The sequence below is a fragment of the Streptomyces sp. NPDC050534 genome, assembly GCF_044457745.1.
Taxonomy (GTDB): domain Bacteria; phylum Actinomycetota; class Actinomycetes; order Streptomycetales; family Streptomycetaceae; genus Streptomyces.
This window is the reverse complement of the sequence record NZ_JBITHF010000005.1, coordinates 314,612-340,535: the sequence shown is the minus strand read 5'-3', so window position 1 is coordinate 340,535 and position 25,924 is coordinate 314,612. Positions and strand designations below refer to the sequence as shown.

Genomic DNA, 25,924 nt, shown 5'->3' with positions numbered 1-25,924 from the left:
ATTGCATTTTGCCGACGGGCGGCGGGGCGATCCGGCTCAGTCCTCCCGCGTCCACGAGCCGAGCACCATCAGGGTCCTGGTGCCGATCACCTTGCCCGAGCCGCGCAGCCGGTCGATGACCTCCTGAAGGTGGTTGATGTCGCGCACCCGCATGTGGACCAGGGCGTCCAGGTCGCCGGCGATGGTGAACACCGCCTGCACCTCGGGCGTGCGGGTCGTGCTGGCGAGGATGTCCTTGATGCTGGTGGTGCCGGCGTAGCGCAGTTCGGTGAACGCCTCGATGCCCCAGCCGAGTTTGGCGTGGTCGACCTGGACGGTGAAGCCCGTGATGACCCCGGCCTCACGCATGCGGTCGATCCTGCGCTTCACCGCGGCCACGGAGAGACCGACCTCGGGGGCCATCTCCGAGAACGTGCGCCGCCCGTCCGCCTGGAGCAGACGCAGCAGCCGGTGATCGGTCTCGTCGAGTTCGTACGGCACCATCGACACCCCTTCTTCGGCCTGCGATGGCGCAATGGAATCAAGCATGCCGGGCCGTGTCCATCAATTGTTTGCGTCTTCGGAGCGTTCGGCCTCACAGGTCTTGCGTCGAGTGTCACCCGGTTGTGCACTGTGCCCACTCCTGCTCCCCGGATCCAGTGGAGGAACGCGTGAGCGTCCCGGTCGTCTCCTCGTCGCTCGACGCCAAGTACACGGCCGCCGACGGACGTGCCCTGATGTCGGGGGTGCAGGCGCTGGTCCGGCTCACGCTGGAGCAGCGGCGCCTCGACCGGGACCGGGGGCTGGACACCCGCGTCTACGTCTCCGGCTACCAGGGCTCTCCGCTGGGCGGAGTCGACCTGGAGATGGGCCGCGCCGCCCGGTTCCTCGACGAGGCCGGAGTGGTCTTCAAGGCCGGTCTGAACGAGGAACTCGCCGCCACCGCGGTCGGCGGAACCCAGCTGCTCGGCCGGTTGCCGGGAGCCCGCCACGAGGGCGTCACCGGATTCTGGTACGGCAAGAACCCGGGCCTGGACCGGGCCGCGGACGCGATCCGGCACGCGACGATGGCCGGCACGGCACCGCTGGGCGGGGCCGTCGCCTGGATCGGGGACGACCCGGACTGCAAGTCCTCCACGCTGCCCAGCTCGTGCGAGGCGATGTGCCAGAGCCTCTACCTGCCGCTGTTCGCACCCGGTTCGGTGCGCGAACTCATCGACTACGGCCTGCACGCGGTCGCCCTGTCCCGGGCCGCGGGGCTCTGGACGGCCCTGAAGATCGTCTCGGATGTCGCGGACTCCTCGGCGACCGTCGAGCTGACCGACCTCGGCCGCGACGTTCCCGTGCCCGAGCGCCGGCCGGCCGGCAAGCCGCCGGTGCTGGTCGGGCCCGCCGCGCTGGACGCCGAGCAGGACCTGCTGACCCGCCGACTGGCCATCGCCCGCGCCTACGCCCGCGAGCACCGCCTCAACCGCGTCGTCGCCTCCGCCCGGCAGGCCACCCTGGGCGTCCTCGCCTCGGGGACGTCCTTCGCCGTGGTGCGCCGGGCACTGAGCGATCTCGGCGTCGACGAGGCCGAGTTGGAACGCCTCGGCATCCGGCTCATCGCGCTGGGCATGCCCTATCCGCTGGACGGCGAGCACCTGGCGGAGCTGACCGAGGGCCTGGAGCGCCTGCTGGTGGTGGAGGACAAGAGCGACTTCCTGGAGGGCCACCTCAAGCAGGCGCTCTACGGGCGGCCCGGCGCACCGGTCGTCCTCGGCCGCCGAGACGCCTCCGGCCGTACGCTGCTGCCGGTCCGCGGCACCCTCAAGGCCGAGGAGGTGGCCCGGGCACTGGCCCGCCTCATCGGCACCGAGCGCCTGCCGAGCCAGGCCCGGGCGCTCGTCGGGCGGCCGCGCCCCTCGGGACTGCGCATGCTGCCGCTCGTCGCCTCCCGCACCCCGTTCTTCTGCTCCGGCTGCCCGCACAACCTCTCCACCCGCACCACCGAGGACACCCTGGTCGGCGTCGGGATCGGCTGCCACGCCATGGTCGCCCTCGACGACAGCGGCATGCGCGGCAACCAGATCGGCGTGACGCAGATGGGCGGTGAGGGAGCGCAGTGGTTCGGCCTCGCCCCCTTCACCGACGACCGGCACTTCGTGCAGAACCTCGGGGACGGCACCTTCCACCACTCAGGTTCGCTCGCCGTCCGCGCCGCCGTCGCGGCCGGAGTGACCATGACCTACAAGCTCCTCTACAACGAGGCCGTCGCCATGACCGGCGGGCAGAGCGTCGAAGGGGGCCTCGACGTCGTCGCCCTCACCCGGCTGCTCGCGCTGGAGGGAGTGCGGCGCATCGTCATCACCACGCCCGAGCCGCGCACCTACCGCGGGACACGCCTCGACGCGCGGGCCTCGGTGCGCCACCGCGACGACCTCGCCGACGTCGAACGCGAACTCGCCGCCGTCGAGGGCGTCACGGTGCTGATCCACGACGACCGCTGCGCCGCCGAGGAACGCCGGATGCGTAAACGCGGCCTGCTGCCGGCGCCCGCCGAGAAGGTCGTGGTCAACGAGCGGGTCTGCGAAGGCTGCGGCGACTGCGCCGAGCAGTCCACCTGCCTGTCCGTGCAGCCCGTCGAGACCGAGTTCGGCAGCAAGACCCGTATCCACCAGCCGTCCTGCAACTCCGACTTGAGCTGCCTCAAGGGCGACTGCCCCTCCTTTCTCCTGGTCGAACCGGGCACCTCGGCCGCCTCCGCACCTGCCCGTCTGCCCGAACCGCCCAGCTCGCTGCCCGAGCCGGAGCGCCACTTCACCGACCACGAAGTCGTCCTGCGCATGCCCGGCATCGGCGGCACCGGCGTCGTCACCGTCTCCCAGATCCTCCAGATGGCCGCGCACCTGGACGGACTCCACGCCGCGGGCCTGGACCAGACCGGCCTGGCGCAGAAGGGCGGCCCCGTCGTCAGCGACGTCCGCATCGGCAAGGACCCCGTCACCGGCGCGGTGCGCGCCTCCGGCACCGGCGTCGACGTACTCATCGGCTACGACCTGCTCGGCGCCGCGTCCGACCCGAACCTGGCCACCTGCTCGCCCGAGCGCACGGTCGCGGTCGTCAACACGGCCGTCGTGCCCACCGCCGCCATGATCACCCGGCGGGTGGCCGTGCCCGGCGGCCCCCAGGACGCACTCGACAAGATCGCCTCGGCGACCCGTTCCGAGGCACTGCTCCCGCTGGACGCCCAGGGCCTGGCCGAACAGCTCTTCGGCGACCACATGCCGGCCAACATGCTGCTCCTCGGCGCGGCCTACCAGCACGGTTGCCTGCCCGTCGGCGCGGAGGCGGTGGAACGCGCCATCGAGCTCAACGGCGCCTCGGTGGCGAAGAACCTGGCCGCCTTCCGCTGGGGGCGCGCCGTGGTGCTCGACCCCGAGGCGGTGCGGCAGGCCGCCGCACCGCGGCAGCAGGAGGAGGCCCCGCGCAGCACCACCTTGGAAGAGGCGGTCGACCTGCGCGCCGGCGACCTCACCGAGTACCAGAACGGCGCCTACGCGGACCGCTACCGGCAGGCGGTCGAGGCCGTCACCCGTCTCGCCGCCGAGCGCGCGGGGGAACAGGACGCCCGGCGGATCGCGCACGCCTTCGCCACCTCACTGCACCGGCTGATGGCGTACAAGGACGAGTACGAGGTGGCCCGCCTGCACCTCGACCCCGCCGAACAGGCCCGTATCCGCGCCGAGTTCGGGGCGGACGCCACGGTCTCGGTCATGCTGCACCCGCCCGTCCTGCGAGCGCTGGGCATGGACCGCAAGATCCGCCTGCGCCGCACCAGTGGCCCTGCGTTCCGCGCTCTGCGGGCCGCCCGCCGGCTCCGCGGCACCCCGCTGGACCCCTTCGCGTACGCCGCCGTGCGCCGCACGGAGCGCGCTCTGGTCACGCAGTACCAGCAGCTGATGCGCCAGGCACTGGACCGGCTCACCCCGGACAACGCCGACACGGTCGTACGGATCGCCGAACTCCCGCAGTCCATCCGGGGCTACGAGCACATCAAGATGGCGCGGGTCGAGGAGTACCGCGAGCAGGCCCGCGACGCACTGCGTGAGCTGAGCAGCTGAGCAACTGAGCAGCTGAGAGGGCTGACGGGGGCGGCGCGCGCGGGTAGGAGCGAGGTGCCGTACCGCGCCCCTCAGGGGCTGGCGATGTCGTAGCCGTACCGCAGTGGCTCGCCGCTCACGCCGTAGTCGCGGCGGTAGATGAACACCCCTTCCGCACGCAGGCCTTGAGGGCCTTCCTCGACTTGGCAGGGGTACGTCACCTGGATCACCCGCGGGCGGTCGGAGACCTTCATCCGCAGTCCGTCCGCGGGCCCTCCGTCGAGCACCGCGGTCTCCCAGCCCGTCACGTCGGTCGTCTCCACGGGCGTCATTTTAGTTGTTGCGCAAGCGTGGGAACCGCGGTGGTGGGATATGGCGTTGAAACCCAGTGACCGTACAGTCGGCAGTCGACCCGCGATCGGAAGGAATGAGCCGTGGGAGTATCCCTGGGCAAGGGCGGCAACGTGTCGCTGAGCAAGGAAGCGCCGGGGTTGAGCGCGGTGTTGATCGGTCTGGGATGGGATGTGCGGACCACCACCGGAGCGGACTACGACCTGGACGCGTCGGCGCTGTTGCTCAACACCTCGGGCAGGGTCGCCTCGGACCAGCACTTCGTCTTCTACAACAACCTCCGCAGCCCCGACGGTTCGGTGGAGCACACCGGTGACAACCTCACCGGTGAGGGCGAGGGCGACGACGAGAGCATCAAGGTGAACCTCGCGGGCGTGCCGGCCGACATCGACCGGATCGTGTTCCCTGTCTCCATCCACGAGGCGGAGGCGCGGGGCCAGAGCTTCGGCCAGGTCCGCAACGCCTTCATCCGGGTGGTGAACCAGGCGAACAGCCAGGAGATCGCCCGCTACGACCTCTCCGAGGACGCCTCGACCGAGACCGCGATGGTCTTCGGGGAGCTGTACCGGCACAGCGGCGAGTGGAAGTTCCGCGCGGTGGGCCAGGGGTACGCCTCGGGCCTGGCCGGCATCGCCTCGGACTTCGGGGTCAACGTCTGAACCCGGCGCGTGGCGCGCACTCCGGCAAGACGTGAAGGCGGCCGGCGCATCGAGGTGCGCCGGCCGCCTTTCGTTCGTCGAACGCGACTCTGGTCGCCTTCCTCCACCAGCGCGGCTTCCGCACCCCCTTGACTCCCGCATTGGTCCATACCAAAATCCCGGACGACCCGTGCGAGCCCCTGGGCTCGTCCCCCCACGTCGGGCCCTTTCCCCTGTCCGTCAGACAGAACAGGACCCCTCGTGAGACGACGTCGCCTCCTCGCCCTCTCCTCCGTCGGTCTCGTCAGCGCCTGCGGGCTCGAACCCGGTGGAAAGAGCAGACGCACCGTGACGGCATGGCTGATGAAGGACAGCGCCTCGCCGAGCTTTCTGCGACGCTTCACCGCGGCTTTCGAGCGGGACAACCCGAGCCTCCGGCTGAACATCCGCATCCAGCAGTGGACCGGCATCGGCCCCAAGGTGCAGGCCGCGCTGGACGCCGGCTCCGGCGACGGACCCGACGTAATCGAGGTCGGCAACACCCAGGTGCCGCAGTACGTGGAGGGAGGCCGGCTGCTCGACCTGACCCTGGAGTCGGCGCTGCGCTGGGGCAGCGAGAGCTGGCTGCCCGGCCTGGCCGAGCCGGGACAGTTCCTCTCCCACCAGTACGGCATCCCCTGGTACGCGGCCAACCGGGTCGTCGTCTACCGCAAGGACCTGTTCGCGCAGGCCGGCATCAAGGCCGCACCCGGCACCAGGGAGCAGTGGCTCGACGCCACCGAGAAGCTCAACTCCGGCGGCAACCAGGGCATTTATCTCGCCGGACAGGACTGGTACACACTCGCCGGGTTCATCTGGGACGAGGGCGGGGACCTGGCCGACGACGGCAACGGCGAGGGCTGGCGCGGCACCCTGGACACCCCGGCCGCCCTGCGCGGCATGGACTTCTACCGCCACCTGCAGGCCCTCGGCGACGGACCGACCGGCGCCGACGAGGAACACCCGCCGCAGGCGGGCGTGTTCGCCAAGGGCAAGGTGGCGCAGATGGTCGCGGTCCCGGGCCTGGCACGCACCGTCGTCCAGCAGAACCCGGGCCTGAAGGGCAAGTTGGGCTTCTTCCCGGTACCCGGCCGGACCGCCGCCCACCCCGGTGCCGTCTTCACCGGCGGCTCCGACCTCGTCATACCGAACAACACCCGCGAACACGACGGTGCCGTCGCCGTCGTCGCCGCGCTCACCAGCGCCAAGTGGGACACCGACCTGGCCCGCACCATGAACTACGTCCCCAACAAGAAGACGCTCGCCAGGCATGTCGCCGGCGAGGAGGGCGTCGCGGCCATGGCCGCGGGCGCCGCACAGGGCCGGGCCACACCGAGCACGCCCCAGTGGGGCGCGGTGGAGGCCGACAACCCCATCAAGCAGTACATGACCAAGGTGCTGACGGGAGCCGATCCGGCGACGGAGGCCCGCCGGGCCTCCCGCCGCATCACCGACGTACTGAACAGGCTGACCTGATCTTCCTGCGAACGGAGTCGGCCTCCGGACAGGCGCCTGTCCGGAGGCCGAGGCCAAGGTTCTGCGGAGATCGTCAGCGAGACGGTCGGGCCGTACGGATCACGAGGGCGCCACAGCGCGCCCCGTCTGCGGAGAGATCATGCCTGCGCACAGATTCCGCGCGGCAAGTCCCTGCGCGATACGCGGGATCGCGGCGACCGTGTTGGCGGGCCAGTCGTGCATGAGGATGATCTGCCCGTTGGTGAGCCGGCCGGCGGCCGCGACGATCGCGTCGGTGCCGGCGCCGTTCCAGTCCTGCGAGTCCACGTCCCAAATGATCTCCCTGAGGCCGTACTTGGCCTCGACCGTCTTCACCGTCGCGTTGGTCTCGCCGTAGGGCGGACGGAACAGCTTGGGCGTGCCGCCGCCCGCAGCCGCGATGGCCTGCTGGGTGCGGGAGATCTCCGAGTCGATCTGGGCCTGCGGGAGTTGGGTCAGATGCGGATGGGTGTAACTGTGGTTGCCGACCCACATGCCGGCGGCGACCTGAGCCCTGACCTGGGCCGGGTAGGCGGCGGCGTACTGGCCCTCGTTGAACATCGTGGCCCGCAGGCCGTTCTGCCGCAGGGCGTTGAGCAGGTTGGGTGTGTTGCCGGACGGGCCGTCGTCGAAGGTGAGTCCGACGTAGCCGGTGCAGGTGGCGGCCTGCGCCGGGACGGCGTGGAGGGTGAGGGTGCCCGCGGCGACCAGGGCGACGGCGGCGCCCAGCCCGGTCGTGACAGGACGGCGTAACGCGGAACCGCGTCGCCCGCCGCTCATCCGGACACCGTGATGTTGGAGCTGCCACTGCTCTGGTAGCCCTCGGTCGCGAGGATCATGTAGTACTTGAAGCTGCCGAGCGGCATCCCGGCACGGCCCCAGGCGTCGAAGTGGTTGCCGGTGGTGATGGTGCCGCCGGTTCGCTTCGACTGCCGCACGCTCCAGTACTGGTTGAAGGTCTTGGTGCCTTCGACGGACGGTGCGTTGTACCGCGTCGTCATGTAGATGTCGTACGTACCGCCGTCGCTGGTGACGGTGCCCTTGTACGTTCCCGTGGGCCGGTAGGTGCCCCAGTTGTCGACGATGTAGTACTCGACGAGCGGGTTCGAGGTCCAGCCGTACAGCGACAGGTAGCCGTTCCCGGACGGGCTGAAGCTGCCCGAGTAGCTGACGTTCCGGCGGGCGCCGGTGCTCCAGCCCTTGCCGCAGACGAAGTTGCCGGTGTTCTTCCAGCTGGCGCTGTAGTTGCCGCCGTTGCCCAGCGTCATGGAGACCGTGTTCTGCGCGTCCGTCCAGAACGAGTAGTAGAAGCCGTTGTTGGTGCCGGTCTGGTTCGTGGTGATGACGGTGGCGGCACGAGCGGTACCGGGCAGCGCCAGCGCCGTGGCGGTGCCCAGCAGCAGACCGCAGGCGGCCCTGCGGCTCAGTGGGTGTGCGGGTGTGCCGTTCGCGGGTGTGCCGTGCATGGGGGATTCCTCCTCGGGTTCGAGGCCGGGTTTTGGTCCGCCAGTTTTGGCCTGCCCCCGTCAAGCGTCAATAGTTTCGGTGAGAACTCGAAACATTCGAAGCTCTTTGTACTGCGAGTTGTTCGTCAATTGATGGCTCAAACTGGTCGCCCGGGCTCATCCGTACCTAGTTGGAATCCCGAATGTTTCGAAGAGTTTCCGGACTCCCCTGTACATAAGAACGGGCAGGTGCCGAAGTCGGCACCTGCCCCAACCGTGCTGTTGTGGCTTACCGCGCCACGCTCAGCGACAGTGCGAACCGTCCCTCCTCATCCGTCCACCAGTGCGTCAACTCCAGCCCCGCCGCGGACAGTTCGGACCACACCCCCTCCCGGCGGAACTTCGCCGAGATCTCGGTGCGCAGTTCCTCGTCCTCGGCGAAGTCGACCGCGAGGTCCAGCGCGTGGATCTTCACCGTCTGCGCGGCGCGCGAACGCAGCCGCATTTCGATCCACTCGTTGCTGGAGTCCCACAGGGCCACGTGGTCGAAGGCGTCGGGGTCGAAGTCGGCGCGCAGTTCGCGGTTGACGACGGACAGGACGTTCTTGTTGAAGGCGGCCGTCACGCCGGCCGCGTCGTCGTACGCCCGGACCAGGACCTGCTCGTCCTTGACCAGGTCGGTGCCGAGGAGCAGCGCGTCGCCGGGGGAGAGGAGGGAGCGGACCGCGGTGTGGAATGCGGCCCGTTCCGCCGGGAGCAGGTTGCCGATCGTGCCGCCGAGGAAGGCGATCAGCCGGGGCCCGGGCGTGTCCGGAAGGGTCAGGCCCGCGGTGAAGTCGGCGATCAGGGCGTGGACTCGGAGGCCCGGGCGTTCGGCGACCAAGGCGTGGCCCGCCTGCGTCAGCGCGCTCTCGCTGACGTCGACCGGGACGTAGGTGTCCAGGCCGGTGAGCGCGTCGAGCAGGTGCCTGGTCTTCTCGGAGGAGCCCGAGCCGAGCTCGATCAGGGTGCGGGCGCCGGTCGCGGCGGCGATCTCGCCCGCGCGGGCGATGAGGATCTCCCGCTCCGCGCGCGTCGGGTAGTACTCGGGCAGCTCGGTGATCTGCTCGAACAGCTCGCTGCCCTGGGCGTCGTAGAACCACTTCGGCGGCAGCGTCTTGGGTGTGCCGGTCAGGCCCTGTTGGACGTCGGCGCGCAGGGCCGCGTCGGTGGCGTCCTCGGGCAGGGTGCGGGTGAGAAGGAACGGGCTCACGTACGGGGCTCCTTCGGCAGTGCGGGGGCCGAGGCGTCGCTCGGCTCCTTGAGAGGGGTGAGCAGCACGTCGGTGCGGCTCGCCGCGAGCAGGGTGCGGTCGGGGACCTCCTGCCAGTGCGGGTCGTCGTCGTAGGGCTCGGAGGCCACGACGGTGCTGCGGCCGGGCAGGGACAGGTACCAGAGGGTGTCGCCCCAGGTGGTCGCGGTGATCGTCTCGCCGTTGGTGAGCAGCAGGTTGAGGCGGGAGCCGGGGGCCGCCTCGGCGACCTCCAGGACCGTGTCGGCCAGGGCCTGGCCCTCGTCGTCGCCGTTGCGCAGCCGCGCCAGGACCAGCGCCCATACGAGTGCCGAGTCGTTGCGGGCCTCCAGCGACAGCACGTCGACGGCGGGCAGGGCGGAGATGAGCGGGGCGAGCGAACCCGGCCAGCCCTTCACCGCCCCGTTGTGGCTGAACAGCCAGGGACCCGCTGCATACGGCGCCGCCGCGGCCTCCGCGTCCGCGCCCGAGAGAGTCGCGTCCCGTACGGCGGCCAGCACGGCCCCCGAGCGCACGACGCGGGCCAGGTCGGCGAAGGACAGGTCCGCCCAGATGGGCCCGGCCCGGCGGTAACGGGCCGGCACCGGGTCACCCTCGGCGTACCAACCCACCCCGAAGCCATCGGCGTTGACGGTCCCGTGGCGCTGGTGCCGGGGTGCCCATGACTGCCGGTACAAGGCGTGCGCGGGCTGCACGAGCACGCTGCCGAGCGGCTCCTCGGGTCCCAGGTAGGCGATATGACGGCACATCAGACGTCTCCCGCGGAACGGGCCGTACGGAAGCCGGAGAAGATCTGCCGCCGGATCGGGTAGTCCCAGTTGCGGAAGGTGCCCCGGCACGCCACCTGGTCCACGGCGAAGGAACCGCCGCGCAGCACCTTGTAGTCCGGCCCGAAGAACACCTCCGAGTACTCCTTGTACGGGAAGGCCTCGAAGCCCGGGTACGGCGCGAGGTCGCTGGACGTCCACTCCCATACGTCGCCGATCAACTGCCGTACGCCCAGCGGTGACTCGCCATCCGGGTAGCTGCCGGCCGGAGCGGGGCGCAGATGCCGCTGCCCGAGGTTGGCGTGCTCGGGCCGCGGGTCGGCGTCACCCCACGGGTAGCGCATCGAGCGGCCGGAGGCGGGGTCGTGGCGGGCGGCCTTCTCCCACTCGGCCTCGGTGGGCAGCCTGCGCCCGGCCCAGCGGGCGTAGGCGTCCGCCTCGTACCAGCACACGTGCAGCACCGGTTCGTCCGCCGGCACCACCTCGGTGACGCCGAAGCGGCGCCGTAGCCACTGCCTGCCGTCGCGGTGCCAGAACAGCGGCGCGTCGATGTCGTGCTTGCGGATGTGCGCCCAGCCCTCGGACGTCCACCAGCGCTCGTTGCCGTAGCCGCCGTCCTCGATGAACGCCTGATAGGCGCCGTTGGTCACCGGGGTGGTGTCGATGTGGAACGAGGCCACCTCGCGCCGGTGAGCGGGGCGTTCGTTGTCCAGTGCCCACGGCTCGGTGGAGGTGCCCATGGTGAACGGGCCGCCGGGGACCAGGACTTCGGCCGGTCCCGTGAACAGCGGGACGGGGTCCGGGTCGGGGGCGGTCAGGGCCTGCGGGCCCTTGCGGAGCTGATGGGTGATCAGCATCGTCTCGTCGTGCTGCTGTTCGTGCTGCGCGATCATTCCGAAGGCGAAGCCCGCCTCGGTCAGTCGCGTCCCGTGGAAGGCGGCGCCCTCCAGGAGGTCCATCACGCGGCCGCGCACCTCGGCCGCGTACGTACGCGCCTCGGCGGGCGGCAGCAGCGGCAGCGTGGGCCGTTCGGAGCGCGGGTGCTCGAAGGCGTCGTAGAGGCCGTCGATCTCGGGCCGCATCGCCTCGCGTCCCGCGACCGCCCGCAGCAACCACAGCTCCTCCTGGTTGCCGATGTGCGCCAGGTCCCACACCAGCGGCGACATCAGCGGCGAGTGCTGGGCGGTGAGATCGGGCTCCTCGACGCAGCTGGTCAGGAGCGTGGTGCGGTCACGGGCGGTGACGAGCGTGGTCAGTGCCCGCTCGCGGAGCGTCTCCGCGTCGATGAAGGAGTCCTCGGTGGAGGCCTCGTCGATGGCGGGGTCGGTCATGGGTGGATGTCCTTCCCGTGCGGGCGCCGGTCCGTGCCGCGCACCCGGTCCAGCAGATCGTCGGCCGGGCTGCGGCCTTGGATGACATAGCGGTCGAGGTACGCCGCCACGGCGTCCGTGACCTCGGTGGTGGCGCCGATCCTGGGCAGGGCCTCGACCGCCGCGGCGAAGCAGGTGATGGCCGCTTCGTGCAGTTCGGGGTCGGCCAGGCCGTGGCGGGCGGCGTCGATCCACAGGGGGTTGTGCGGCGCCGGCAGCGCGAGAGCCCGCTCCGCCAGGGGCTTCACGGTGCGGTACGCCGTCTCGGCGGCCTCCGGATCGTCGAAGAGCGCCGCCGTCACGGCGAGCGGGACGATCCACCCGTCCTCGCCCGGCTGCGCGTCGACCATGCGCATCTCGAGGAACCCGCGCGGTCTGACCGGCGGGAACAGGGTCGTGATGTGGTAGTCGAGATCCTCCCGGGTGGGCGGCCTGGGTGCCCCGGACGCGGCCCACTGCCGGAAGGTCAGCCCCTCCGGAACGTCCCAGGGTCCGTCGTCCTTGCGGACGCACATCACCGGCGCGTCCAGGACGTGCCGGGCCCATGCCCGGCGCGGGTCGCCGTCCAGCGGGGGCGCGCCCGCCCGGCCGGGGCCGATCTCCAGCCACAGCAGCTGCCGGGTGGAGCGCCAGCCCGTGGGCTGCCGGCCGGCGAGCGGCGAGTTGGCGAAGGCGGCCACCAGGACCGCTCCCAGCTGGTGCGCCAGCCACCAGCGCCGCCCGTGGCCGAGCGGGCCGGGCTCCTCGTAGCCGGCGTCCAGACTGACCTGGACGGAGGCCGAGGTGCACATCATGCGGCGGCCGGCGGAGCCGGTCCGGTCGAGGCAGGTCTCCAGGGCGTCGTAGCGCGGTTCGTGCAGGAACCGGCGCGGTGCGTGCCATGGATCGTGGCCGATGCCGACAAGGCCGAGACCGTGCCCCGCGAGGACCGAGCGCACGGCGTCGAGGTCGGCGGAGACGGTGCGGATGCACTCCATCAGGGAGGTGGCGGGCGGCGAGCTGAGCTCCAGCTGACCGCCGGGCTCAATGGTGAGCGCCGACCTCAGAGGCACGTTCCGCACTGCGGCGTAGGCCGCTTCGAGTCGTTCAGTTGTGACGGGGAGCTGCGGTGTGCGCAGCTCGTGGACGAGCCATTCCACTTCCACCCCGATGGTGCGGGGCGGGCCGGTCTTGAAACAGATGCCCCGGACCAGTGCCTCCACCTCGGGTGGGGTGAGGGCGGTGCGGGGCTCCGTACAGTCGGGCGCCGGAGCCGGACTCGGCGTATCGGACATGCCAGGAACCTCCTGAGATTCGAACGTGCCGCCGACCCGGGCCGTCAGGTGCCCGGACGGCAGCACTCGTCCCACCCAAGACCCTCGTGCCGTATCGCACAAGGGTGCGTATCGGCGCGTTCCGACTCGGTAATCTCCTCACTCCGTGCGTTCGCCAGGGCTTTCCCGGCCGTTCTCGGACCCGGAAATTCTGTTGCACGGCATGTCCAGCATCGCCCAGGATCGGTCCATGAGCACGACGGGGGAAATCGCACGGCGCGCGGGCATGGCGCTCACGGGGGTGGCGCCATGAGCGCGCGCCTGCGAGGCATCGCGCAGCAGACGGAGCAGATCGTCGCGGCGGGGGCCTATCGCACCTCCGGCGGGCGCGAGGTGCCGATCGCGGCGTCCGTCGAGGCGGCGCGGGCGGGGACGCGGATGTACGGGCCCGGTCCGGTGGCGTGGTCATCGGGGGCCGTCGCCGACACGTTCTTCGAGGTCACAGGCGAGAGCAGCCTGCAGGCCGCGCGCCGGCTCGGCGGCGAGGTCGCCGTGCTGAACTTCGCCTCGGCCCGCAATCCCGGCGGCGGTTACCTCAACGGCGCCCAGGCGCAGGAGGAGGCCCTGTGCCGCGCCTCCGCGCTCTACGCGTGCCTGGTCGAGGTGCGGGAGTTCTACGACCATCACCGCACCCACCGCGACCCGTTCTACACCGACCGCGTCATCCACTCACCGGCGGTGCCCGTCTTCCGCGACGACCGCGGCGGCCTGCTGGACGAGCCGTACACCGCGGGGTTTCTGACCGCGGCGGCCCCGAACGCGGGCGTGATCAGGCGTACGGCACCGGAGCGGGCCGGCGAGCTCCCGCAGGCCCTGGCCGTGCGTGCCGAGCGGGTGCTGGAGACGGCCGCGGCCCATGGCTATCGCCGGCTGGTGCTGGGTGCGTGGGGTTGCGGGGTGTTCCAGAACGATCCGGCGCAGGTGGCGGGTGCCTTCCGGGCGCTGCTCGGGCCCGGTGGCCGTTTTGCCGGCGCCTTCGAGCATGTGGCGTTCGGAATTCTGGACCGTACGGCGGGGAACACCGTGCGCGGGGCGTTCGTACGGGCTTTTCCGGAGCGGCAGCTTCAGCCGTAGACGGGCCGGCGGGGTGGTGAGGCCCCCGCAGACGGGGGATGCGGCGGGGGCCTCGCCCAGGTAGACGGATGGATCGGGCAATGAGTTCCTGACCGGCGCGATGACTTTTGACAGTGCGTTTTGTCAGTGTGTCTTGTCCGTACGTTCTGTCAGCGCGGGCGACCGATCTGCATGCCGGGTCGGCGGCGGTGGACGGTCAGGTAGGCGAGGCCGTCGTCGCCCGCGGTGATGCTGCGGCTGGATCCGTGGGGGAGCCAGACCAGTGCGCCGGGGGTGAGGGGCTGCTGTTCGTCTGCTTCCGGGGTGCCGGGGGTGCCGGGGGTGCCGGGGGTGCCGGGGGTGCCGAGGGTGCCGTCGCCCGAGACGACGAGCAGCAGCACGTCCAGGTCCGGTTCCGCATGCGGGGCGACATGGCGGCCGGGAGTCAACCGGACCACATTGGCGTCGAGTTGGCGTCCGCTCTCGGTGAGTTTCCACGCCACGGTGGCCTCGGTCGGTGCTGCGGCGGCCAGGGCGGCGGTGTCGCAGAGGACGCGCGCGGTCGGCTCGTCAGGCCCTTCGTCCGCTTCGTCGCCCCGTGTCCCGGCGCTGGTCATCGGCGGCCCCTTCCTCCTCATCGCCTGTCACACAGCTTGCCGTAGAATTATTACAGGTACTGCTTGGAGAAAATATCAGCAGGTGGAAGAGGGGGTGTGCCGGCATGAAGGGTGCGAGCGCGCGCATCAGCCTGCGTCGCCGCGAGGTCCTCGACATACTGCGCGCGGCGTCGGCTCCGCTCTCCGTCGCGGAGGCGGCCGAGCGTCTTGGCGTCCATCCCAACACCGTGCGGTTCCACCTGGAGGCGCTGGTCGAGGAAGGACTCGTAGAGCCCGAGGTGCTGGAGCCCTCCGGGCCGGGACGCCCGCGAACGGTGTACGCGCCGCGGCCGGGCATGGACCGGGGCGGAACCCGCCGCTACCAGCTGCTTGCGCAGATGCTGTTCGGCCGGCTGGCGACCAAGGGGCCCGACGCGCGGTCCACGGTCGTGGAGGCGGGGGAGGCATGGGGCCGTTCTTCGGTCGATCCGTCTCCGCCGCCGTCCGGGCGGCCCACCGCCGAGGAGTCGGTCGCCCGGCTCGTAGTCCTGCTGGACGACCTCGGCTTCGACCCGGCCGCTTCTACGAGCGCCGGTGGGGAGGGTGAAGAGCCGTCGTCGATCCGGCTGCGGCACTGTCCCTTCCTCGAACTCGCCGAGGAGCACGGTCAGTTGGTGTGTCCACTCCATCTGGCGCTGATGCAGGGGGCGTTGGCAGAAATGCGCGCCCCGCTGACGGTGGCGGATCTCGAACCGTTCGCCGAACCCGACGTGTGCCTGGCCCACTTGGCGCCCGTACCGCAGTAGAAGGCAGAAGGCAGATGGCAGATGGCAGGAAGGCACGTTTGATGTACCCCACGTGGGCCGCGGCGGCGGTCGCGATGACTTTCGTCTGGCTCGGCATGGTGCTGGCGATCTCGTTCCTCGAGGCGCCGCTGAAGTTCCGCGCCCCAGGTGTGACCATCCCTCTCGGGCTGGGAATCGGGCGGCTCGTCTTCCGGGCGCTGAACCTCGTCGAGGCCGGGCTCGCCGTCGCGATCGTCGTCGCCGTCGCCGTCGGTGACGCGTCGACCGCGGTCGTGGCACCGGTCGTCGCCGCGGTGGTTTTGCTCCTCGCGCAACTGCTCGTGGTACGCCCGCGGCTGAACCGCAGGTCGGACCGCATCCTGGCGGGCGAGGATCTACCGCGCTCGCACGAGCACTTCTACTACGTCGGCCTGGAGTCGGCGAAGGTCGCGGCGCTGATCGCGCTGGGCGTGGGCCTGTTGACCATCGGCTGACGGCAGAATGATCGGATTCCGCCGAGGTGGGCGGCGGCGGTGGTGGTAGCGGCGACGAAGGAGACCCAATGCCGGGCCTGATCATCTTCCTGAACGGGACGTCCAGTTCAGGCAAGTCCAGCATCGCGAAGGAACTGCTGCAGATCCTGAACGAGCCGTACTTCCACATGCCGGTCGACGCCTTCCACGCGATGCGGACGCGTCGGGAGGTCGGCCCGGAAGAGTTGCCCGACCTGCTGCGGCGCACGTGGATGGGCTTCCATCGGGCAGTCGCCGGGATGGCCGAGGCCGGCAACAACGTGGTCGTCGACCATGTGCTGAGCGAGGACTGGCGTCTGCCGGACTGCGTGGGACTCTTCAATGCGAGGCATGTCGTCCTCGTCGGCGTGCGGTGCTCGCTGGAGGAACTCGAGCGCCGCGAGCAGGCACGGGGCGATCGCCCGGCGGGCCTGGCAGCCATGCAGTTCGAGCGTGTCCACGCTCACGGCCTGTATGACCTGGAGTGCAACACCACCACGGCCAGTGCCGCCGACTGTGCCCGGCAGATCAGTGCCTTCTTGCCGGAGCGGCCGACTCCGACGGCGTTCGAGCGGCTCCGGAGGACGCTGCGCCCGGAGCCGGCGACCCCTGGCCAAGAGGCCGTAGCGCTGTCCTGACCTCGGTTACCGTCAAGGGCCCGACAGCCGGGTGCAGTCAAGGACAGTCAAGGAGAGGCCGTCAACGTGTCGATACGCCAGACCTTCGCCAAGCTCTTCACGAGCACGGCCGAGAGTCCCGACGGCGAGTCGTTCGCCGTGGAGCGCGCCTGCCAATGCTCGCCGGAGTGGCCCGGCCTGGAGACGACCGCGAACGGTCACATGCTCCCGGCCCAGCCCTCCAGCCACTACAGCGTCCTCACGAACCCCGAGGTCGGCCCGTTCGTCGCACGCTGCACCGGGTGTCAGGCCCGCTACCCCCGACCGTGGGTGATCCCGCAGGGCGCGCCGATGCCGTTCGACTGGGCGCGTTAGAGCGCCGGCCGTTCGACTTCGCCGGTCTCAGCTCCAGCCGTACCGTTCCGCCAGCCGCTGCCGCACCAGGTTGAAGCGGCCGCGGTCCAGGGCGCAGGCCTCGCGGCGCATGCCGTCCTCGTGGAGGCGCAGGACGCGGTCGACGGCGACCCAGGAGTCGCGGCCGGTGCGGTCCCAGGGGCCGCTGCCGATGGCCACCCACTCACGGTCGCCGTCGTGGCGCTTGCTGGAGAGCTGGACGGCGAGCAGGGTGCCGGTGGCCTCGCGGGCGACGACGAGTACGGGGCGGTCCTTGCCGCGGCCGTCGTTCTCCTCGAAGGGCACCCAGGTCCACACGATTTCGCCGGGATCGGGGTCGCCGTCGTGCGCGGGGGCGTACTCGGTACGCACCTTGCCGACCTGGCGCGGGTCGGCCTCGGTGGTGGCGGAGCGGCCGTGGCGGCCGGGGACGTTCTCATCGGTAAACGCGGTCACGGGGGCACCTTAGACGGAGCGGGTGTCCTCCTCTTACGGCACCCGTGCACAGGCCGGGGGCCCTCTAAGGAACCGAGGACCCCCGGACATGCTGCGCGGGACTCGCCTGCCTACCCCTCCTTCTCCACCGGTACCCGCTGCGGCGGCGGAGCCGTGACCCCGTTCAGGGACGGCGAAGTCTCCTTGGCCGCCTGCCCGTTCTGGTTCATCGAGGCCAGGAGCTGACGGGCGAGGCCGAGGCCGGTGCCGCCCATGGTGAGCGCCTTGGCGAGCATGTCGGCCATGCCGTCGGCGCCGTTGAGCACCACCATGTTGTCGACGCTGCCGAAGGCGGACGCGCCGGCCTTGACGATCTCCGGCCAGTTCTCGGCGAGTTGCTGGGCGACCACGGCCTCCTGGTTCTCGGCGAGGGCCGTGGCCCGCGCCTTGATGGCCTCCGCCTCGGCCAGCCCCTTGGCCTTGGTGGCCTCGGCGTCCGCCAGGCCCTTGGCCTGCGCGGCCGCCGCCTCGGCCTCACCGGTCGCCCGCGTGGCGGCCGCGGTGGCGGTACCACGGGACTTGGTCGCCTCGGCCTCGGCGCCCGCGGCCGTCTTGACCCGGGTCGCCTCGGCCGCCGCCGCGAGCTCCGTCTCCTTGGCCTTGGCCTGGGCGGCGGAGATGCGCGCGTCACGCTCGGCCTCGGCCAGCGTGCGCTTCTCGTAGGCCTGGGCGTCCGCCGGCTTGCGGACGTCGGCCTGGAGTTGCTGCTCGCGCCGTTGCGCCTCGAGTTCGGCGACCCGGGTCTCCTGGACGACGACCTCCTGCCGGGCCGCGGCGTCGGCGAGCGGGCCCGCCTGCCGCGCCTGTGCGGCGGCCTTGTCCCGTTCGGCCTGGTAGCCGGCCTGAAGGATCTCGCTGTCCCGGGTGGCCTCCGCCATCCGAGCCAGCGCCTGCTGCTCGGCCTCCGTGGCGAGCCGGTTCGACTCCGCCTGCGCGATCCGCGCGTCCCGCTGAACCGCCGAGGCGTGCGGCAGGGCCAGGTTGCGGATGTAGCCGGTCGGGTCCTCGATCTCGTGGATCTGCAGCGAGTCGACGATCAGGCCCAGCTTCTCCATCTCCGTGCCGCACGCCGCCCGGGTCTGCCCGGTGAGCTTCTCGCGGTCGCGGATCATGTCCTCCACGGTCAACCCGCCCACGATGGAGCGCAGATGACCGGCGAAGACGTTGTGCACCCGCTCCGACATCAGCTTCTGCTGGTCGAGGAACCGGCGGGCCGCGTTGGCGATCGACACGAAGTCGTCGCCCACCTTGAAGATGACCACGCCACGCACCTTGAGCGGAATGCCCTGCTGCGTCACGCAGTCCACATGCAGTTCGGTCTCGTTCAGATCGAGCGAGAGCTTGCGCACCGCCTGCACACCGGGCAGCACCAACGTGCCGCGCCCGGTGACGATGCGGAAGCCCATACCCTCCCCGAGCCCCTCCGTCTTGTGCTTGGAGCCGGAGATGACCAGTGCCTCGTTGGGTTCCGCGACACGCCACATCAGCTTGAACAGACCGATCAGCGCGGCGATGGCGACAACCGCCACCCCCGCAACGACGCCGACAACCATCGGCATACGCCCCCTTTGCATGGTGCCCTTTCGGCACCGAACGAAGGGAGTGTGCTCCTGCGCCGACCCCCGGTGAAGACGCTGACGAATCCTTGTCGCGTTCTTGACGCGCCACCCGTTAACAGGCTCTCACCTGGGCGAAGTTGAGCTCAGGTGTGGTCCCGCCCCGCAGGCGGGAGCGGAGTCTGCGGCGGGGTGGGAAGCGTGCGTCCCAGGCGTGCGAGTGGGGACAGGGCCATCAGCGCCGGGGACAGCAGCATGCCCGCTGCTGTGACCAGGAGGCTGGTGCGCGTCCCCCATGCTTCGGCGAGGAGACCGCCGAGCAGCGAGCCGAGCGGGGTCAGCCCCATGCCGACGAAGTTGATCGTCGCGGCGGCGCGGCCTTGCATCCCGTCCGGAGTGACGGTCTGGCGGACGGCCATGACCGTGACGTTCACCAGCTGGCCGAAGGTCCCGAAGACGAAGTTGACCGCGAGGAGCGTGGGAACCGTCACCGCGGGGGAGCCGTGCAGTGCGGGCACGGCCAGGAACACGCCGTCGCCGAGTGCCGCCGCCGACACGAGCACGACGCCGTACCCGAGCCGGCCGGGCAGGCGGGCGGCGAGCAGTGAACCCAGGAGCGCGCCCGGCCCCGTCGCCGCGAGGGCCAGCCCGACTGCGGTACCCGACAGGTGCAAGTCCCTTGGCAGGAACAGCAGATAGGCGGTCATCACGGCAGCGAAGGAGAACTGGAACGCGGCTGATGCGAGGCACACGGTCCGCAGCGAGGTGTCGCCGGCGACGAAGCGGAGGCCCGCATGGATCTGCCGCCAGACCCGCGGAGGACGTGGCGAGCCTCCCGGGACGGCTTCGCGGCGATCGATCCGCCGTATCGACAGGAAGGACAACGCGAAGAACACCGCGCTGAATACGGTGGCGATCGCCGCCGACAGCACGGACACCAGCGCACCGCCGAGGGCGGGACCGCCGATCTGCGCGGCGGACCGGCTGCCCTCGAGCGCGCTGTTGCCCCGTACCAACTGGTCACGCCTCACCAGCCGCACCAGCGACGCCTGATAGGCCACGTCGAAGAACACGGACAGAGCGCCGACGGTGAAGGCGACCACAAGCAGCCCAGGCAGACCGAGCGCACCGAGGAGGCCGGCCACGGCGGCGGCGCCCAATGCCAGTGCCCGGCCGGCGTCCGCCAGCACCATCATCGTGCGGGTACGCCATCTGTCCACCCACGCGCCGACGAAGAGCGACAGCAGCAGGATCGGCGCCTGCCCCACCGCGCGCAGGGCGCCCAGCCGGCCGGCACCGGCATGAAGCGTCAGTACGGCGAAGAGCGGCAGAGCCACCAGGCTTGTGTGCTCGCCCAGTTGGGAGACCGTCTGGCCCACCCAGAGCCGGCGGAAGTCGCCGTCCCGCCACAGGCCCGACGACAGAGGCAGACCGGAATCCGGCACGGCGGAAGAAGACGAGGAAGACGAGGAAGACGAAGAGGAGGGAGAGGAAGACGAAGAGGACGGCACAGGACCCCTCGGAGGACCGAAGAAAAGACCCGCGGGTCGGCGCACGACAAGTGCACCGGCCTGTTCAGGCAGCGGGAAGGGAAGGCTCGCTGTGCCGCGCTTCAAGGGCAGCACGCGATGACGGGCCGCGCACGGCCTCACACGTCAACGCGTGCTCTGGCGACCGACCATGTCTTCGCTCCTCGTACACCGCTGGAGTCATTGGGGCTGCGCGAACACTAACTCCCGCCCGGTGGGGCACGAAAGGCGATCAGGGCTCAACTGTCGTACGCCTCGGTGACGTAGACCGTCCTCGGCGGCAGGTACTCCACGACCATGACCACCGTGCCCCGCTCCATCCGGGCCGTTCCGGTGGCCGCATAGGCGAGGAAGTGCTCGGCACCTCCCCGCACCCGGACGATCACCTCGCCGACGAGCCCGGGCCCGACCGTTCCGGTGACCCGCCCCATGAGCCCGACCATCGACGCATCGTCCATGGTCACAGGGTACGGGCGGAACGGGCCTGTCCCGCCGGGGATTCGGCCGCGGCCCTGCTCAGCCCGCCGGGGCATCCGTGACGGCCAGCTCCGGCGGCCACGCCTCGTGCCAGCGCAGCTCCGCCTCCAGTTGCGCGGCGAGCGAGATGAGCAGCGGCTCGCTGCCCGCCGGCCCGAGCAGCTGCGCCCCGACGGGCAGCCCGCCGCTCACGAAACCGGCGGGCACATTGACGCCGGGCCAGCCCAGCACGTTCCACGGCCAGGCGTACGGGCAGGCGGCGATCATCGCGCGGTCGGTGGCGAAACCGCTCAGTGCCAGCATCGAGCCGATGCGCGGCGGAGGAGCGGCCGTTGTCGGCGCGAGGACGACGTCGTACGACTCGAAGAAGCCGCCGATACGACGGTGCAGTACCGCCTCCGCGCGCCGTGCCGCCCTGAGCGGCGCCCCGCCGAGCAGCCGGCCGAGGCGGGCGGCGTCGCGGGTGCGCCGGTCGAGCAGTGCGGGGAAGGGCGCCTCGGCCACGCGCTCGGCGATACCGGCGGTGGCGCGGGGGATGAAGGTGAGCCCGATCTGCCCGTAGGGAGGGTCGGCCTCCTCCACGACGTGCCCCAACCGGGCCACCTTGTCGGCGAGTTGGACGACCCGTGCCCGTACCTCCGGCTGGAGGTGCGCAGGCATCGCGGTGAACGGCGGCTTGAGCGCGAGCGCGATACGCAGCCGCCCGGGGTCCCGCCCGACCGCCTCGAACGCGTCGATGCGCGGCGGCCGGTGTGGATCACGCTCGTGGTTGCCGCTCGCCGCGTCGAGCAGCAGGGCCGCGTCCGCGACCGTACGGGCGAGGGTGCCGTTGACCGTGATGCCCTGGAAGGACTCGCCGCGCGGCCAGGTGGAGATGCGGCCGCGCTGCGGCTTGATGCCGATGAGGTGGGTCCAGGAGGCGGGGATGCGGACCGAGCCGGCGCCGTCCGAGCCGAGGGCGGCGGGCACGAGCCCGGCGGCGACGGCGGCCGCCGACCCGCCGGACGAGCCGCCGGGCGTGTGCTCGTGGTTCCAGGGGTTGCGGGTCGCGCCGAACGCGGGCCCCTCGGTGAACGGCCACTGCCCGAACTCGCAGGTGTTGGTCTTGCCGACGATCACGGCCCCGGCCGCCCGCAACCGCCGTACGGCCTCGCCGTCTTCGGCGACCGGCGGGAACTCCCCGTCACAGCCGAACGCGGTCGGCTCACCGGCCACGTCCATGTCGTCCTTGACAGCGACCGGTACCCCGAGCAGCGGTTTCCGCACGCCCGCGGCGAGTTCCTCGTCGGCGGCGTCCGCCTCGGCGAGGGCGGCCTCGGCCCGCACGATCCGGAAGGCGTTGACGCCGGGCCTGCTCGCCTCGATACGCGCCAGCGCCTGCTCGACCAGCGCCCGGGAGCTCACCTCCCCGTCGGCCAGCGCACGGGCGGATTCCACAAGACCTGCGGCACGGTCGGGCGTCATGCGGTCACCTCCGGTAGCGCGGCGTGTTCTCTACCGAACAGTAACCTCCGCGGGGCGGAGGGGGGAACGGGTGTGGCCGAGTGCGTGGTCGGTGTCGTGGGGCAGTCCTGTCTTGGCCGAAGCTGTCGCTCGTCCCGTCCTGCGCGGAAGCACTCGAAATGCCCCTCCGGCGATACCGAACCGGTCATGAAGAGTTCAAACGGACGTACTGCGCATTGCTCCACCGGTTCGAGCAGGCGTTCAATGGCAGTCCAGCCATGTTCGGGGCGGCGATGGGCGCGATGTACGCGCTCAAGGGGCAGGTGCGGCGCCTGCCGCGGACGCCTGACGGAGACGAGACGACCGCCGGTCCGACCTTCGCACACGTGCAGCCCGAGTCCCGCCGGTGAGGGCAACCTCCCGCGCGCCCGCAACCCTCTGTGGAGGTGCACCATGGACGCCGGCAAGGAGGCCGCACGCGGCCTGAACGACATCGAGAACTTCCTCTACCAGAAGGCCCATCTCAACGCGGCACACCGGCGCGTGGACGAGTTCACCGCCCGGACCGAGGGGCTGACCCGCGGGCAGAAGACGGACATCGAGCGGTGGTATCTCGAAGAGCAGGCCTACGTCGCTCGTATGGTGACCGATCACATCGCCGCTCGCATCGACGAGATGGAGGCGCAGCACCGCGTCCGCCTGGGCCGGTGGCTCCGCGGAACCCTGATCGGCATGGTCGTGATCACCGCCGCGCTGATCACGACGTGCGTCACCGTGATGCTCGCGATATCGCGCTGAACCACCTGCTGATCAGCCCTCTCGGCACGCGGTTCTACTCGTCGCCCCCGAGGGGGCGGCCTTGGCCTGACCACCGACTGCGCCGGCGGTCAAGCCATGATCGGGCTCATTTTTGATCATGTTCCGTTCAAGGACGGAACATGATCGTCCCATGAACGGCAAAGGAACGTTCTCGCTTCAACTTCCCATCTTGTTGACGTGACCCCGACATTCGTACGGTCTGCGCGGCCACGGCGCACACCCCGCGCCGAGGTCGTACCGCGCACCCCCCACAGCCCTTCCCGGTTCATCCACCATGCGGAGGACGTACGTTGCGCAGAACCGTTTCCCTCACCGCTGTGGCCACGCTCGCCACAGCCGCCCTCGCTCTGGCCGCCCCCGTCGGTCAGGCGGCCCAGGCCACCGCCTCCCCCTCCCGCGGCGTCACCGTCGCCCACGCGTGCGCCGCCCCGACGAAGAAGGGTGAGATGGCCTGCAACGCCCTGCAGGTCACCGCGGGCACCCCGAAGTCCGCGCACGCCGAGAGCGACCTGACCGCGGCCGCCGCTCCCTCCGGCTACGGTCCCGCCTCGCTCCAGGCGGCGTACAACCTGCCGTCCGCGAGCGGGGGTTCGGGCCAGACGGTGGCGATCGTCGACGCCTACGACGACCCCAACGCGGAGTCCGACCTCGCCGTCTACCGTTCCCAGTACGGCCTGTCCGCCTGCACCACGGCCAACGGCTGCTTCAAGAAGGTGGACCAGAACGGCGGCACCAGCTACCCGCGCGGAGACTCCGGCTGGGCCGAGGAGATCTCCCTCGACCTCGACATGGTCAGCGCGGCCTGCCCGAACTGCAAGATCATGCTCGTGGAGGCCAGTTCGGCCACCATGACCAACCTCGGCACGGCCGTGAACACCGCCGTGCGGCTGGGCGCGAAGTTCGTCTCCAACAGCTACGGCGGCTCCGAGTCCTCCAGCGACGCCACCTACGACTCCAGCTACTTCAACCACCCGGGCGTGGCCATCACCGTCTCCTCCGGCGACAACGGCTACGGCGTGGAGTACCCGGCGGCGTCCAAGTACGTGACGGCGGTGGGCGGCACGTCCCTGAAGACCGCCTCCACCACCCGAGGTTGGGCCGACACGGTCTGGAGCGGAGCGGGCTCCGGCTGCTCCGCGTACGACGCCAAGCCCAGCTGGCAGAAGGACACCGGCTGCGCCAACCGCACGGTGGCGGACGTGTCGGCGGTCGCCGACCCGAACACCGGTGTCGCGGTCTACGACAGCTACCGCTCGGCCACCGGCTGGATGGTCTTCGGCGGCACCAGCGCCTCGTCCCCGCTGATCGCGGCGACCTACGCGCTGGGTGGCGCCCCGTCCGCCGGCTCCTACCCGGCGTCGTTCCCGTACGCGCACACCTCGGCGCTGTACGACGTCACCAGCGGCTCCAACGGCAGCTGCGGCGGTTCCTACCTCTGCACCGGCACCACCGGGTACGACGGCCCGTCCGGGCTCGGCGTCCCGAACGGCACCGCCGCCTTCACCGGATGAACTGCCCTGTGAAATAGGCCGGTTGGTCTTGTGGACCGTGCGGAGGACCGGAGTCTCCTTGCGGCAGCTCTGATCCTTCGGCACCGGGCCGGAGTCGGCGAAGTCGCCGGCTCCGGCCTTGTGCGCGCAGTCCCGTCGGCCGGGGGAGCGGGCGAGATCCCGCTGCGCTCCAGGCCGCCGGGCCGGCATCGTTCCGGCCGGGTGACACTTCGCGCGGGCCGTGCGCTGGGTGAGTGTCGGTGACGGGCCGAACCGTTCATGGCTGTCGGACGGCTCGGCACAGCGCACCTCCCAGACCACTCCCCGTGGTGCTTCTGACGCCCCCCTGGGAGCGGCATGGAGAGGGACCGGGGTGGCCTGCTTCCTCCCACGCAAGAGGGCGGGCCGCCCCACACTCATCCGACCCGCCTGTCCCATTCGGCCGATCTGCTCCGATTCGCCGGGCGAGGTGTAACACTTCCGGCCGAGTGCGCTCTTTCCAGTCGGGACGGCTGTGTCGGCCGGCCGGGACAAGGAGCACAACTCGTGCAGTGGACGGACGAAAGCGGCGTGACGTACGGCGGGGATCCGTACGACGGCGTCGGCCACGCATATCCCTACGCCGACGCGCACAGTGGCGCCGCCACCGCCGACACGGCGACGGTCGCCTGGGACCCGTACCCGATGCAAGCCGCCCCGTGGACGTACCCGATGGGCGACGGTCGTGCGGCGGAGACGGCTCCTTACGTCACCGGCAGCTATCCGTACGCCACCAGCAGCTACCCTTACGGCACCGGCACCCATCTCTACGCCGCCGAGCCGCCCCCCGCGACGACGGCGTGGGGCGCTCCGCACGGCGACGTCCTCACCGTGCCGCCGTCGGAACTCGACCCGTACGGCCCCTCCGCGCCGGACACGGGCACGGACACTCCGCAGAGTGAGCCTGTACGGCCCGTCTTCGTCGACTCCTCGGGACGGCGCCAGCGCCGCGTGCTGCGTGCCGCCCGGCTGCTGGTGATCCCCGCGGGCGGCTACGTCGCCCTGCTGATCAGCACGGTGCTCGGCGGCCCCAGCCTCAACGCGCCGTTCGTCCCGCAACCGGACTCCACGCACCCGCCCACGCCTCACGCGTCCGCACCGGACTCCGCTCCCGGTTCCGGCCGTGTGGCAGCGAAGCCGAGCCCCACCGCGGTGCAGGACAACTCTCGTCCCACGGCGGCGTCGGCGACCTCCGTTTCCACCGCCCGGCCGACGGCCTCCACCACCTCGGCGGCCACCTCCGCTCCCGCGACCGCACCCACCGCCGTCGCGTCCCCGAGCGTCGCCCCCGACCCCAGCTCCAAGGGACGCGCGCTCGGCTCGTCCCACAAGCCCGTGAAGTGATCCAAGG

25 protein-coding genes are annotated in these 25,924 nt (G+C 71.0%); 11 read left to right on the top strand and 14 right to left on the bottom strand.

Translation table 11 applies throughout. From position 1 onward, the window contains the following. Positions 1-36: 36 nt before the first annotated feature. Positions 37-528: an Lrp/AsnC family transcriptional regulator gene (locus ACIBN2_RS18810; RefSeq protein ID WP_399135578.1), complete on the bottom strand. Its 492-nt coding sequence runs from the start codon at positions 526-528 to the stop codon at positions 37-39. Positions 529-650: 122 nt separating this feature from the next. Here ACIBN2_RS18810 and ACIBN2_RS18805 point away from each other — a divergent pair, with 122 nt between their 5' ends. After that, a complete protein-coding gene (locus tag ACIBN2_RS18805; RefSeq protein ID WP_399135577.1) occupies positions 651-4,082 on the top strand; it encodes an indolepyruvate ferredoxin oxidoreductase family protein in 3,432 nt (1,143 codons plus the stop codon). 71 nt (positions 4,083-4,153) lie between these two features. Here the strand turns inward: ACIBN2_RS18805 and ACIBN2_RS18800 are convergent, their stop codons facing one another. Further along, a complete protein-coding gene (locus tag ACIBN2_RS18800) occupies positions 4,154-4,393 on the bottom strand; it encodes a hypothetical protein (protein ID WP_399135576.1) in 240 nt (79 codons plus the stop codon). 102 nt (positions 4,394-4,495) lie between these two features. On the opposite strand from ACIBN2_RS18800, the gene ACIBN2_RS18795 reads away from it, so the two are divergent. Continuing rightward, complete coding sequence (locus tag ACIBN2_RS18795) at positions 4,496-5,071, top strand: TerD family protein (protein WP_399135575.1); 576 nt, start codon at positions 4,496-4,498, stop codon at positions 5,069-5,071. Positions 5,072-5,311: 240 nt separating this feature from the next. After that, the gene (locus tag ACIBN2_RS18790) at positions 5,312-6,565 is read left to right on the top strand and encodes an extracellular solute-binding protein (protein ID WP_399135574.1); all 1,254 of its coding nucleotides are present in this window, start codon (positions 5,312-5,314) and stop codon (positions 6,563-6,565) included. Positions 6,566-6,664: 99 nt separating this feature from the next. Here the strand turns inward: ACIBN2_RS18790 and ACIBN2_RS18785 are convergent, their stop codons facing one another. From ACIBN2_RS18785 to egtA, 6 genes are all read right to left on the bottom strand, one after another. Next, on the bottom strand, positions 6,665-7,363 hold the full coding sequence (locus tag ACIBN2_RS18785) for a polysaccharide deacetylase family protein (protein WP_399135573.1): 699 nt from the start codon (positions 7,361-7,363) through the stop codon (positions 6,665-6,667). Next, positions 7,360-8,049 (bottom strand): glycoside hydrolase family 11 protein, encoded by a 690-nt coding sequence (locus tag ACIBN2_RS18780; RefSeq protein WP_399135572.1) that lies wholly within the window; start codon positions 8,047-8,049, stop codon positions 7,360-7,362. Before ACIBN2_RS18780 ends, ACIBN2_RS18785 begins: the two co-directional genes overlap by 4 nt. A 268-nt stretch (positions 8,050-8,317) precedes the next feature. Continuing rightward, entirely contained in the window at positions 8,318-9,280 is a 963-nt protein-coding gene (egtD, locus tag ACIBN2_RS18775; RefSeq protein WP_399135571.1) for an L-histidine N(alpha)-methyltransferase, read from the bottom strand. Then, positions 9,277-10,068 carry an ergothioneine biosynthesis protein EgtC gene (gene egtC, locus ACIBN2_RS18770; protein WP_399135570.1) on the bottom strand — a complete coding sequence of 264 codons (792 nt, stop codon included), beginning with the start codon at positions 10,066-10,068 and terminating at the stop codon, positions 9,277-9,279. The genes egtD and egtC overlap by 4 nt, the downstream gene beginning before the upstream one ends. Further along, positions 10,068-11,417 carry an ergothioneine biosynthesis protein EgtB gene (egtB, locus tag ACIBN2_RS18765; protein ID WP_399135569.1) on the bottom strand — a complete coding sequence of 450 codons (1,350 nt, stop codon included), beginning with the start codon at positions 11,415-11,417 and terminating at the stop codon, positions 10,068-10,070. The genes egtC and egtB overlap by 1 nt, the downstream gene beginning before the upstream one ends. Then, positions 11,414-12,730: an ergothioneine biosynthesis glutamate--cysteine ligase EgtA gene (egtA, locus tag ACIBN2_RS18760; RefSeq protein ID WP_399135568.1), complete on the bottom strand. Its 1,317-nt coding sequence runs from the start codon at positions 12,728-12,730 to the stop codon at positions 11,414-11,416. Before egtA ends, egtB begins: the two co-directional genes overlap by 4 nt. 288 nt (positions 12,731-13,018) lie before the next feature. On the opposite strand from egtA, the gene ACIBN2_RS18755 reads away from it, so the two are divergent. Then, positions 13,019-13,843, top strand: coding sequence for a TIGR02452 family protein (locus ACIBN2_RS18755; RefSeq protein ID WP_399135567.1), 825 nt, complete (start codon positions 13,019-13,021; stop codon positions 13,841-13,843). Positions 13,844-13,992: 149 nt separating this feature from the next. Here ACIBN2_RS18755 and ACIBN2_RS18750 read toward each other — a convergent pair whose 3' ends face one another. Then, positions 13,993-14,439, bottom strand: coding sequence for a hypothetical protein (locus ACIBN2_RS18750; RefSeq protein ID WP_399135566.1), 447 nt, complete (start codon positions 14,437-14,439; stop codon positions 13,993-13,995). A gap of 104 nt (positions 14,440-14,543) precedes the next feature. Between ACIBN2_RS18750 and ACIBN2_RS18745 the strand changes: the two genes are divergently transcribed. The 4 genes from ACIBN2_RS18745 (at position 14,544) to ACIBN2_RS18730 (ending at position 16,707) form a co-directional block, all read left to right on the top strand. Further along, positions 14,544-15,224, top strand: a complete 681-nt coding sequence (locus ACIBN2_RS18745; RefSeq protein ID WP_399135565.1) for a helix-turn-helix transcriptional regulator — start codon at positions 14,544-14,546, stop codon at positions 15,222-15,224. A 41-nt stretch (positions 15,225-15,265) separates the two neighbouring features. Continuing rightward, positions 15,266-15,697 (top strand): hypothetical protein, encoded by a 432-nt coding sequence (locus ACIBN2_RS18740; protein ID WP_399135564.1) that lies wholly within the window; start codon positions 15,266-15,268, stop codon positions 15,695-15,697. 68 nt (positions 15,698-15,765) lie between these two features. Then, positions 15,766-16,353, top strand: a complete 588-nt coding sequence (locus ACIBN2_RS18735) for a chloramphenicol phosphotransferase CPT family protein (protein ID WP_399135563.1) — start codon at positions 15,766-15,768, stop codon at positions 16,351-16,353. Positions 16,354-16,419: 66 nt separating this feature from the next. Next, positions 16,420-16,707 (top strand): hypothetical protein, encoded by a 288-nt coding sequence (locus ACIBN2_RS18730; protein ID WP_399135562.1) that lies wholly within the window; start codon positions 16,420-16,422, stop codon positions 16,705-16,707. Positions 16,708-16,734: 27 nt separating this feature from the next. Here the strand turns inward: ACIBN2_RS18730 and ACIBN2_RS18725 are convergent, their stop codons facing one another. The 5 genes from ACIBN2_RS18725 to ACIBN2_RS18705 all read right to left on the bottom strand — a co-directional run bounded on the left by ACIBN2_RS18725 (position 16,735) and on the right by ACIBN2_RS18705 (position 22,246). Continuing rightward, positions 16,735-17,181: a type II toxin-antitoxin system PemK/MazF family toxin gene (locus ACIBN2_RS18725; RefSeq protein ID WP_399135561.1), complete on the bottom strand. Its 447-nt coding sequence runs from the start codon at positions 17,179-17,181 to the stop codon at positions 16,735-16,737. Positions 17,182-17,291: 110 nt separating this feature from the next. Then, on the bottom strand, positions 17,292-18,779 hold the full coding sequence (locus ACIBN2_RS18720; RefSeq protein WP_399135560.1) for a flotillin family protein: 1,488 nt from the start codon (positions 18,777-18,779) through the stop codon (positions 17,292-17,294). A 143-nt stretch (positions 18,780-18,922) separates the two neighbouring features. Beyond that, on the bottom strand, positions 18,923-20,221 hold the full coding sequence (locus tag ACIBN2_RS18715) for an MFS transporter (RefSeq protein ID WP_399135559.1): 1,299 nt from the start codon (positions 20,219-20,221) through the stop codon (positions 18,923-18,925). Between the two features lie 323 nt (positions 20,222-20,544). Beyond that, positions 20,545-20,763 carry a hypothetical protein gene (locus ACIBN2_RS18710; protein WP_399135558.1) on the bottom strand — a complete coding sequence of 73 codons (219 nt, stop codon included), beginning with the start codon at positions 20,761-20,763 and terminating at the stop codon, positions 20,545-20,547. A gap of 58 nt (positions 20,764-20,821) precedes the next feature. After that, a complete protein-coding gene (locus tag ACIBN2_RS18705; protein ID WP_399135557.1) occupies positions 20,822-22,246 on the bottom strand; it encodes an amidase in 1,425 nt (474 codons plus the stop codon). Between the two features lie 432 nt (positions 22,247-22,678). Between ACIBN2_RS18705 and ACIBN2_RS18700 the strand changes: the two genes are divergently transcribed. The 3 genes from ACIBN2_RS18700 to ACIBN2_RS18690 all read left to right on the top strand — a co-directional run bounded on the left by ACIBN2_RS18700 (position 22,679) and on the right by ACIBN2_RS18690 (position 25,917). Continuing rightward, a complete protein-coding gene (locus ACIBN2_RS18700; RefSeq protein ID WP_399135556.1) occupies positions 22,679-23,023 on the top strand; it encodes a hypothetical protein in 345 nt (114 codons plus the stop codon). A 311-nt stretch (positions 23,024-23,334) separates the two neighbouring features. Next, positions 23,335-24,555 (top strand): peptidase S8, encoded by a 1,221-nt coding sequence (locus ACIBN2_RS18695; protein ID WP_399135555.1) that lies wholly within the window; start codon positions 23,335-23,337, stop codon positions 24,553-24,555. A 525-nt stretch (positions 24,556-25,080) separates the two neighbouring features. Next, on the top strand, positions 25,081-25,917 hold the full coding sequence (locus ACIBN2_RS18690; RefSeq protein ID WP_399135554.1) for a hypothetical protein: 837 nt from the start codon (positions 25,081-25,083) through the stop codon (positions 25,915-25,917). Positions 25,918-25,924: the final 7 nt, after the last annotated feature.